An 11,786-nucleotide genomic window follows, 5' to 3' on the forward strand; every position below is an offset into this window, starting at 1 on the left:
GAGCTGTATGATATTTAAAATGTATTCATTATTTTCTCAACAACATTGTTGGCAATGGTAAGAGCTACTGCAATAAAGATAATTCCAACCAGTAAATCAATAATGGTATTGGCCGCCAGCAACTTTTGCTGTACTTGCGGCTTAGATAGAACAAGTGCCAATAAACTAAACCAGGCTAATGATAAGACAAATAATAATATCGCTGCGGCTATTTTGGTTGAATTGTTGACTTGTGGGGTGATCAATACTGAAAACAGGGTGATAAAAAAAATCAGTGCTTTTGGATTGAGTAAATTAGTATATAAGCCGACTTTAAAGCCTTTTATTGATGATATTAATCCGGTCGTTGTTGGTTGGCTTTGAGCGGATAATTCTGCTGATGAAATTTCACGTTTATTGATGATACTGGTGAGTGCAGATTTGAGCGCCCCATATCCCATCCAGGCTAAATAGCTACTGCCAATCAATTGCACTACCATAAAGGCAACATGCGATTGTTGGATCATCACACTGATCCCCATTAAGGATAGAAAGGTGTGAACTAATATGGCGACGGCAATGCCTAAGGCACAATAAAGTGCCGTTAAGCGGGTTTGTTGGGTTGCCATTCTGACAATAATGGCAAAGTCTGGTCCTGGGCTCATTAATGCCACAATATGAATAACCGCTAAACTAGCCAATAAAGTAATGTCCATATTGATTCCGTTTTTTTCAATTAAAGTTGGTGATACCTTGGGTATATCTATAAGCGCTAATATTATTGTAAGTTGATGATAATGGCATGTTTATGCAAGGAAAAGATAATAAAAAAGCGCTAAATTAGCGCTTTTTTTATTATTACGTAAACTTAACCATTATTTCTTGGCATTAAGCACTTGCTCTTCAAAGCTTTTTGCTGCCTTACCTGCTTGCGAATCATTGAATATATCTTCATTAAATTCACCCTCAGATTTGGCGATGATAACAGTAGCAACAGCATCGCCAGTTACGTTTACCGCAGTGCGGATCATGTCTAGCATTCTGTCGACGCCAATAATTAACGCAATACCTTCAACTGGCAAACCCACTTGATTAAGTACCATTGCCAGCATAATAAGACCTACACCTGGCACACCTGCAGTACCGATAGAAGCTAGTGTGGCAGTCACCACAACTGTAGCATAATCCATGATGCTCAATTCGATACCAAATACTTGGGCAATAAATACCGTTGCAACACCCTGCATAATGGCGGTGCCATCCATATTGAGTGTGGCACCAAGTGGTAAGGTGAATGACGCTATTTTGTTGTCAACGCCCATTCTGTGTTCAGCAGTTTCAATGGTAACTGGCAATGTTGCATTAGAGCTTGCAGTACTAAAAGCAAATAGCTGTACGTCGCGAATTTTACGTAAAAACATTAACGGACTGAGACCGGAGAATAATTTTAGCAGAGTAGGATAAACAACTAACCCTTGGATAAAGAGCACGATGACGACCAAGCAGAAGTATTTGACTACGCTACCAAAGGTCTCTAATCCTAAGGTTAAGCTCAGTTTGGCCATTAATGCGAACACACCGTAAGGTGCTAATTGCATAATCAAGGTGACAACGCGCATGATGACGTCATTTAAATCATTAAAAAAGGTCGCAACACGAGTACCTTTATCACCGATGTGTGAGATAGCAAAGCCAAAAATAACTGCAAAGATGATGATCTGCAGCATATTTCCTTCACTCATCGCTTGCATTGGGTTTGTCGGTACAATATTAATAATGACCTCAGACAAACTAGGCGCATCTTTGACCGTAAATTCTAATGCGTTACCCGCAAGGCTGGCATTACCAGGGTGAATAAGCACTGCGGCTAAAATAGCGATAGTAAGAGCGATTGCTGTGGTGAATAAATAAAAAGCAATTGTCTTACCGCCTAAACGTCCTAATTTAGATGGATCGCTTAATGAGCTTGTACCACACACAAGTGAAATAAAGACCAGTGGAACGACAAGCATTTTTAAGCTTGATATGAAGATGGTGCCGATAACATGTAAAAAACCATCGGTAATGTATTCTTTAATAAATAGACTGTCAGGAAACACGTTCCTTAAAAGAAGGCCTAAAATAATACCTGAAGCCATGCCTATTAAAATCTTGCTCGTGAGTCCGAGCTTACGTTGTTTACTCACAGAGTGTTCCTTCATTATTTTATTATGCTATATCTTTATTGTTAACGCTAAAGACTAGCAGGAATCGGTCACTTAGGAAATGATCTAAAAGTGAAAGTTTTAGCGGATAAATCGCTAAGAAAAGACTAGAGTTATGCTAAAGTTATAAGATGTTTGCGTATTGTTAAGTTGTCATTAACGATAATCATTATTCCGTTTTATTTTAATGTCACAGGGAGTCTGACAATGAGGTCAGCGTTTAAGGTTTATTTCGTACTTTTGTGTTCGTTTTTTCTCGTCGCCTGTGGCGGCGGCGGCAGTATAACCGATGATGGTGCTGGAGGAGACGATACTGATACTACTACAATTACATTAGCTATCGACAATTCTCAGGTTTCGGTTGCAGAGCCGGCAATCATTACTGCAACAGTAAAAGATTCAACGGGTGCCGCTGTCAGTACCCTTGTTACATTTACGCTCAACAATGATGATTATGGTACATTTTCACCCAGTACTGGTGAAGTCGTCACTAACTCAAGCGGTGTGGCGACTATCCAGCTCAATACTGCAGAGATTAATACCGGAGCAACAGTGACCGCTACCACCACAACAGGTGAGAACGCGTCATTATTTGTCACAATGACAGGTGACGGTGGTGTAGCCGGAGGCGGAGCGCAAGTCTCATTGGTGTTAACCGATGCCGCTGGCAATGCTATTCAATCTATCAGTACCTTATCGCCGGGTAAATTAACCGCGACTGTTACGGGTATTACCAAGTCCTCTATTGTGACATTTGATAGCCCTATCGGTGATTTGCCTGTTAAAACAGCAGTAACCAATGCTCAAGGCAAAGCCACCATTGATATTTATGCTGGCAGTTCGTTAGGTGCTGGTGAAGCAACAGCGACATTGTCTACCAATGAAACCGGTTCAACGATTGTTGTTGTCGGGGCAACGAATGTTGTTATGGGTAGCGGTACACCTTTTGTTGAAGGTGTGGCAGAAATTAGTACAACTGATTTATCTGCGGGCGGAACCGCTACTGTTACTGTGTCAATTCAAGACGATTCAGGTAATGCCTTTACCCAACCCGTAGACGTAAATTTTTCATCTACCTGCGCGACTAAAAGCCCTGCACAAGCTGTGATTAGTTCACCTGTGTCGTCAAGTAATGGTGTTGCAACCTCAACTTACCGTGCAGAGGGATGTGTTGGAGAAGATCAAATTAATGTCACAGCCAATGCTGGCGGCATCAGTTTATCTGCTGTGGGGACTATTAATGTACTTCAAGCCGATGTTGGCAGCATTGTGTTTGTATCAGCCGTTCCTGAAAATATTAGTATTTTAGGTACAGGCGGTACTGAAGCGTCAGTGGTTAAATTTAAAGTATTAGATAACAATAGCAATGTGGTTGCTAACCAAAATGTTAAGTTTTCACTTAATACCAGTGTAGGTGGAATTAAAATTGATCCTCTGCAAGCCACTACAGACAATGATGGCATTGTACAAACTGTCGTGACTACCGGTACTGTTGCGACTTCTTTACGGGTTACTGCAACTGTTGATAATGACGTGGTGCCTGCTGTGTCGAGTCAATCTAGTCAGTTGATTGTGTCTACTGGTATTCCAGACCAAGACAGTTTTTCGTTATCAGCTGAGCTATTAAATGCCGAAGGTTGGAGCCGCGACGGTACCGAAGTTATTGTAACCGCGCGTATGGCAGATGCCTTTAACAACCCAGTTCCAGATGGAACAACCGTCTCTTTTACTACTGAAGGTGGTTCTATCGAAGATGCATGTCAAACCGTAAATGGTACCTGTTCTGTTTCTTGGATAAGCCAACTTCCAAGACCTGAAGGTGTTGTACTTTTTAATGGGTTAGGTGAACAAGTTAATAATCCTGAAGCTAGCTTAAAATGTTACAACCTAAGCGACGGTTCAGAAGATACCACTTGCCTTAATACCAATATCGTTTATGGCAATTTTTATGACCAAAAATATGGTGGTCGCGCAACGATTACTGCAACAGCAATAGGTGAAGAATCTTTCCCTGATTTAAATGGTAACGGTCGTTTTGATGCTTCAGAAGCCACAGAGTTTACTTCTGGTACAGACGTTACTGGTCAATCATTTGATTTAAACGATGCCTTTAATGACTACAACGAAGATGGATTATTTAACCCGCAACAAACGGGCGGTCAACTTGGTGGAACATTAGAAGAGTTGGTTGATTTTAATGCTAATGGTGTATTTGACCTCAAAGACAGTAAATACAATGGTGTGCTTTGCTCAGATCCTGTCCACAGTGCTTGTGCCGATGGTGTTACTGATTCAAAATCTTTGTATGTTCGTCGCAGCCTAACCATGGTGATGTCAGGAAGTACAGCTTATGCAACAGCAAACAAAGACGTGTTTGAGTCAGTTACACCAGCTTACATCGCAGCAAATGGTTATGATTATGTATTGATAAATGACTCTGATGACCTGCACTATGGTGGTGATATGACTATTATTGGTAAAGGCTCTGCTACAGCAACATTTACCATATCTGATTTGCATAATCAACAAATGCCAGCCGGTTCGGTTGTTCGATTTACGACCTCTGCAGGCTCAGTGGTTAGCTCAAGTGAATACACATGGCCAAGCTCTAATTATAACGGTGGCCGTGAATTTACCACAACAATCAAAGGTGAAGACGAAGCGAATACTGGAGTATTTCTTGTTGAAGTTGAATCACCAAATGGTTTAGTGACTCCAGTGCTATCAATCAATGTAAATATTGAATAGTTTATCGATATTGAAGCAGTAAAAAAGGGTGCATTTAGCACCCTTTTTTTGTTTTTTTGTGTTCGATTGTGAAAGTATGTGAACATTAACTTTATTATGAACGGAACGTCAAAAATTATCTCTGGAACTGATACACGCTGCCTAATTTGAGGATTTGTGTAAGTTCATCTAATGCGGTGCGAGACTCAATAATCAATTGCGGATCGGCAAGATCGCTAACGGTTAGTTGGTCGCGATAATGTTTATCAACCCAAGTATTTAAGCTAGTAAATAAACCCTCATTCATTAATGTGTTTTGGTTCACTGCGGCAATTTCTTGTTCACTCATTGCTACGCGTAGGCGCAAACATGCTGGCCCCCCCCCGTTTTGCATACTTTGTTTTACATCAAAATAACGCACTTGTTTAATTGGTGTACCTAAGGTCACTAGTTCATTTAAATAAGCAAATACTGCTGGGTTTTCTTGGCAATTTGTTGGCGCAATAATAGCCATTTCACCATTAGGCAAAGTGATTATTTGAGTATTAAATAAGTAACTACGTACCGCATCATTAATAGACACTTGTTCGGTTGTTACTTTCACAAAATGCATATTAGTGTTCATTTTCTGACGGATTTCGTCAAATTTAGTCTCGGTATCTAAAAAAGCTTGTTCATGGTAGAAAAGTACATTTTGATTACCGACAGAAATCACGTCATTGTGGAATACACCTTGGTCGATTACTGCTGGATTTTGTTGCATAAATACACAGCTTTCATCTTCAAGTTGGTGTAAACGAGACACCGCTTGAGAAGCTTCTAATGTTTGTCGGGCGGGGTATTTAGTCGGTTTTGGCGAGTTTGGATCAGTTGCTGACTGACCATAAACAAAAAGCTCCACTCCAGCGTGACCATATTCAGCACAGAAACGCGTATGGTTTGCGGCACCTTCATCACCAAAGCTAGTGTGTTCAGGTAAATGTTGATGATGTTTAAAATAACGATCATTGTTGAATGTCGCCTGCAAAATATTGCCAGTAGTAACAGGTTCAATGCTGCGATGTAATTTATCAACTAAATTTGCTGGTGTGAAATGCACCTTGCCATCACGAGTGTCTGCACTTGGTGATACTGTAGCGGCATTTGCTGTCCACATGCTAGAAGCACTGCAGCAGGCATTAAGTAAAGCAGGGGCTTGCTGAGCCGCTTTTTGTAAAACCTCTGAGTCTGACCCAGAAAAACCAATTCGACGCAATGTATACAGGTCTGGGCGCTCTTGCGGTGCTAATACGCCTTGAACCATACCTAGGTCGGCTAATGCTTTGGCTTTTTGTAAACCTTGTTTGGCTGCCGCTTTAGGATTCGAGGTTTGAGCCGCATTACTAAATGAGGCTACATTACCAAATGATAATCCGGCATAATTATGAGTTGGTCCTACCAAGCCATCAAAGTTGGCTTCAAAATGCTTCATTTGTGATCCTTGAGAATTTTTGTGAATAATTATTATTGTAGTTGCACTTATTTGTGTTACTTATAAAAAAGGAACGTGATCGCTCATGTCAGTTAACGCTAATTTAACGCCAGTATACTTAAGCTATTAGGGTTAACAAGGTGTGGTTATTTTGTACAGATGTATATTAATGACTAAAAATGCACTGAATATGCTCGCAAGTATCATTAAATGATAAATTACGTTCAAAAAACGCATATTATATTTTACATTTTTTTATATTTGATTAAAAAATGACTTATTAACCTATATAAAAGAGGGTTTAACTTGAAACTATCGTCTCAACCCTCTATATATGGACCTAATTTCCTTTATTTCGAGACTTTTTGGCGCAAATAAAACTATGGGTAAATCGCTAGTTATTGTCGAATCGCCGGCCAAAGCCAAGACAATTAATAAATATCTTGGCAAAGACTTCATTGTGAAGTCGAGTGTAGGTCACATTCGTGACTTACCAACTTCGTCTACTTCTGATGGCACCACTGCGACTAAAACCGCTGCAGAAGTAAAAAAATTATCGCCTGAAGAAAAAGCTAAATATAAGCTGATCAGAAACAAGCAAGCGCTTGTAGCGCGCATGGGTGTGAACCCAGATAAAGGCTGGGCAGCCAAGTATCAAATACTGCCTGGTAAAGAGAAAGTGGTTAAAGAATTAAAAGCGTTAGCAGAAACTGCTGACCATATCTATCTCGCAACGGATTTGGACCGTGAAGGGGAAGCCATTGCCTGGCATTTACAGGAAATTATTGGTGGCGACGCTTCACGGTATCAACGTGTGGTATTCAACGAAATTACTAAAACAGCAATTCAAGAAGCATTCAGCAAACCATCGGTACTTGATACTAATATGGTTAATGCTCAGCAAGCACGTCGCTTTTTAGACCGTGTTGTTGGCTTTATGGTGTCACCATTATTATGGAAAAAAGTCGCTCGTGGTTTATCGGCTGGACGTGTTCAATCGGTTGCTGTTCGCCTTGTAGTCGAACGTGAGAGTGAAATTAAAGCTTTTGTTCCAGAAGAGTTTTGGGATATCCATGCTGAATTAAATACCCCAACGGCTGCCACGTTAAAAATGCAGGTGATGAAATTTCAATCGGCTGCATTTGAACCGATAAATGAAGCGCAAGCACAAGTGGCGGTGGATGCATTACAAAATGCTAAATTTGTCGTTACTGCACGTGAAGATAAAGCCACGTCAAGCAAGCCATCAGCGCCTTATATTACCTCTACATTGCAACAAGCGGCCAGTACACGTCTTGGTTTCGGGGTAAAGAAAACCATGATGATGGCTCAACGCTTGTACGAAGCGGGCCATATTACGTATATGCGTACTGACTCAACTAATTTGAGTAAAGAAGCGGTCGAAAACTTACGTGAAATGATAGCTTCTGAGTTTGGTGAAAAGTATTTACCGGCAGATCCTATTCGTTATGGAAGTAAACAGGGCGCTCAAGAGGCGCATGAAGCGATTAGACCGTCAAACGTTGGTGTTCAGTCAGCATCACTAACCGACATGGAAAGAGATGCTCAGCGCTTGTATGAGCTCATTTGGCGTCAATTTGTATCTTGTCAGATGACACCTGCACAGTATGACGCAACACGTTTAACTGTGACAGCGGGTGAATATGAACTAAAAGCATCAGGTCGTACATTACGTTTTGATGGTTGGACGCGTGTTCAACCACCGATGAGTAAGAAAAACGAAGAAGATAAGACACTGCCAGTTGTTGAGAAAGGCGATAAGCTTGTTCTTGATGAATTATTATCGAAACAGCATTTTACGAAACCGCCAGCGAGATATAGCGAAGCGTCTTTAGTGAAAGAGCTTGAAAAACGTGGTATTGGACGTCCATCAACCTATGCGACTATTATTTCAACTATTCAAGATCGTGGCTATGTCAGAGTTGATAATCGCCGTTTCTTTGCTGAAAAAATGGGTGAGATTGTTAGCGAACGTTTAGTTGACAGTTTCAAAGACCTAATGAGTTACGACTTTACCGCCAGCATGGAGCAAACATTAGATGATGTTGCCCAAGGAAAGTTGGACTGGAAAAAAGTGTTAGATGGTTTTTATGGTGATTTTACCAAACAACTATTGTTAGCTGAATTAGATCCAGATGAAGGTGGTATGCGCCCTAATGAGATGGTGCTAACAGACATTAAGTGTCCAACTTGTGGCCGCCCAATGGGGATTAGAACGGGTTCAACTGGGGTATTCCTTGGTTGCTCTGGTTATGCTTTGCCACCAAAAGAACGTTGTAAAACTACGCTTAACCTAACCCCAGGTGAAGAAGCTGTTGGTGACAATGAAGACGGTGAAACTGAAGCACTACGTGCTAAACATCGTTGTCCAAAGTGCGGCACCGCAATGGACAGTTATCTCATTGACGAGACACGTAAATTACATGTTTGTGGTAATAACCCTTCATGTGATGGCTACGAAGTAGAAGCTGGACATTTTAAGATTAAAGGTTATGAAGGACCGATTATTGAGTGCGATCGTTGCGGCAATAATATGGAACTTAAAAACGGTCGATTTGGTAAGTATTTTGGTTGTACCAATAGCGAATGTAAAAATACTCGCAAGTTGTTACGAAGTGGCGAAGCTGCGCCACCAAAAGAAGACCCTATTTTTCTACCAGAATTGAAATGTACAAAATCGGATGCCCACTTTGTGCTCCGTGATGGTGCTGCTGGAATATTTTTAGCGGCCAGTACTTTCCCTAAATCACGAGAAACTCGTGCGCCTTTAGTAGAAGAATTAGTTCAGTATCGTGATTTGTTATGGCCTAAATATAAGTTTCTTGCTGATGCACCGGTGGAAGACGATGAAGGTAATAAAGCTCAGGTTAAATTTAGCCGTAAAACTAAAGAGCAGTATGTTGCTACTGAGGTTGACGGCAAAGCCACTGGCTGGTCTTCGAAATTTATAGGCGGTAAATGGGTAAGTGAATCAACTAAGAAAAAAGCTAAAAAATAATTTTTAGCTTGGTTGAAACATAAAACTCTTCATTAACGCTATCCGATTGGATAGCGTTTTTTTGTGTCTCAAATACATTCGCTGCATTTTGTAAAAATAAGGATTTTAGCAAATTCCTTTAAAGGTAAGATAAATCAGCCGACAACAGGCATACACAAAAAAGCACTGATGATAATCAGTGCTTTTTTCGTGGTCAATTATACGAATTAGGATCTATTGAAGACCGATATTTCGAATATTATTTTGCACTATTTTGTGCCGCTTGAATGGCGGTTAACGCAATGGTGTAGACGATATCATCGACTAATGCACCACGAGATAAATCGTTTACCGGTTTACGCATACCTTGAAGCATGGGCCCGATACTGATTAGATCAGCACTTCGCTGTACCGCTTTGTATGTTGTATTACCCGTGTTTAAATCTGGGAATACAAATACAGTCGCTTTACCTGCAACAGGGCTGTTAGGAGCTTTAGAAAGCGCCACATTTGGCATCACAGCTGCATCGTATTGCAATGGGCCATCTATGATTAAATCAGGACGCTTTTCTTTAGCAATTCGTGTGGCTTCGCGCACTTTATCAACATCTGAACCAGTACCAGAGGTACCCGTTGAGTAACTGATCATTGCAACGCGAGGCTCGATACCAAAGGCTTTGGCTGACTCTGCTGATTGAATCGCAATATCGGCTAGCTGTTCAGGGTTTGGGTCGGGGTTAATAGCACAATCACCATACACTAACACTTGATCTGGCATCAGCATGAAGAAAATCGATGATACTAAGCTTGAACCCGGTGCTGTTTTGATCAATTGCAGTGGTGGGCGGATAGTGTGTGCTGTGGTGTGAATGGCGCCAGAAACAATACCGTCAACTTCATCTTGTGCAAGCATCATAGTGCCAAGCACCATGTTGTCTTCTAGTTGCTCGCGGGCAACGACTTCAGTTAATCCTTTGTTGCGGCGCAATTCGACCATAGGTTCAACATATTTTTCTCGCACAGATTTAGGATCAATAATGATGATGTCTTCGCTTAAAATAACATCTTGTTGTGATGCTACGCGTAGAATTTCTTCACGATTACCAAGTAAAACGCAACGAGCAATCCCACGTTCAGCACAAATTGCCGCCGCTTTAACTGTTCGAGGTTCTTCGCCTTCAGGAAGCACGATGGTTTTATGTGCAGCACGGGCGAGTTCTGTTAATTTATAACGGAATGCTGGTGGCGATAAACGGTGTTCACGAGGAGAGTCTTGAGTGACGCTTTCAATCCATGTTTGGTCAATATGGCTGGCAACATACTCTTGTAATCGTTCAATACGCACGGCGTCATCAACAGGTACTTCGTGATCAAAGCGTTGTATGTTGAGTGAGGTCTGCCATGTGTTTGATTCAATTAAAAATACCGGTAAGCCCGTTTCAAAAGCTTGTTCACACAGCTTCATAATTGCGGGTTCTGGTTCATAGCCGCCAGTCAGTAACAGGGCACCAATTTTAATGCCGTTCATGGCGGCTAAACAGGCTGACACTATTACGTCAGAGCGGTCGCCTGAAGTCACTAACAATGAGTTGTTTTTGATATGACTAACCATATTTGGAATACTGCGAGCACAAAAAGTCACTCGGCGCATACGGCGAGTATGCATTTCACCGGCATTAATGATTTTGGCATTTAAGTGTTTTGCTAAATCAGATGCTCGTGGAGAAATGAGTTCTAAATTATATGGCACACTACCTAAAATACGCAGTGGGCTCTTACCTGGCAGTTGGAACATGTCCGAGCTATCAATACTTTTGATGTTTTTGTCATCAAAAACTTCAGATAAGTCTGGTCTGGTGCGGCCTTCGCTGTCGACTGGCGCACCAATTTTATTAATTATGGCGCCAATTAAGCGCTTATTTTTGTGCCCACCCCATGAATTATAGGCAATTTCTAATCGATTCATTAAGCCATTCGGCGTATCGACTCCGGGGGTTGCGATGAAAATAATATCGGCATCGAGAGCTTTGGCTATTTCATAGTTGATGTCATCAGCAAAAGGGTGGCTACGTGTTGGTACTAGTCCTTCAATAACGAGGATTTCGGTATTGTCGGCACAGTCTGCGGCACGCGCAATAATTTGTTCCATTAAGACATCTATTTGCTCTGAGCGGATTAACGCTTCAGCATGTACCATTGTATAAGGTTCTAGCGGATTGACCGTTGGAGAAGTACTTAAAATAGTTGTCGATCGTTCTGGACCCGTATCACCCGACCTAATTTGTGCAATCGGTTTAAAAAATTGCACTTTAACGCCTTTACGTTCTAATGCACGAACCATCCCTAAACTCAGAGACGTTAATCCTACTCCAATACCAATTGGAATAAGCATAATATTACGAGACAT

General features: G+C 41.3%; 6 protein-coding genes. 2 read left to right on the forward strand and 4 right to left on the reverse strand.

Translation table 11 applies throughout. From position 1 onward, the window contains the following. Positions 1-14: 14 nt before the first annotated feature. Together ABIS04_RS06995 and ABIS04_RS07000 are read right to left on the reverse strand one after the other, a co-directional pair. Positions 15-695 (reverse strand): LysE family transporter, encoded by a 681-nt coding sequence (locus tag ABIS04_RS06995; protein ID WP_350433004.1) that lies wholly within the window; start codon positions 693-695, stop codon positions 15-17. 159 nt (positions 696-854) lie between these two features. Further along, positions 855-2,180, reverse strand: coding sequence for a dicarboxylate/amino acid:cation symporter (locus tag ABIS04_RS07000; RefSeq protein ID WP_140233868.1), 1,326 nt, complete (start codon positions 2,178-2,180; stop codon positions 855-857). Between the two features lie 210 nt (positions 2,181-2,390). Between ABIS04_RS07000 and ABIS04_RS07005 the strand changes: the two genes are divergently transcribed. Next, complete coding sequence (locus tag ABIS04_RS07005; protein WP_350433005.1) at positions 2,391-4,931, forward strand: hypothetical protein; 2,541 nt, start codon at positions 2,391-2,393, stop codon at positions 4,929-4,931. Positions 4,932-5,046: 115 nt separating this feature from the next. Here ABIS04_RS07005 and astB read toward each other — a convergent pair whose 3' ends face one another. Further along, positions 5,047-6,381: an N-succinylarginine dihydrolase gene (gene astB / locus ABIS04_RS07010; RefSeq protein WP_350433006.1), complete on the reverse strand. Its 1,335-nt coding sequence runs from the start codon at positions 6,379-6,381 to the stop codon at positions 5,047-5,049. A 382-nt stretch (positions 6,382-6,763) separates the two neighbouring features. Between astB and topA the strand changes: the two genes are divergently transcribed. Next, complete coding sequence (gene topA, locus ABIS04_RS07015) at positions 6,764-9,400, forward strand: type I DNA topoisomerase (protein ID WP_350433007.1); 2,637 nt, start codon at positions 6,764-6,766, stop codon at positions 9,398-9,400. Between the two features lie 238 nt (positions 9,401-9,638). Here the strand turns inward: topA and pta are convergent, their stop codons facing one another. Beyond that, positions 9,639-11,786, reverse strand: a complete 2,148-nt coding sequence (pta, locus tag ABIS04_RS07020) for a phosphate acetyltransferase (protein WP_137221405.1) — start codon at positions 11,784-11,786, stop codon at positions 9,639-9,641.

This window comes from Shewanella sp. H8 (assembly GCF_040285065.1).
Taxonomy (GTDB): domain Bacteria; phylum Pseudomonadota; class Gammaproteobacteria; order Enterobacterales; family Shewanellaceae; genus Shewanella; species Shewanella polaris.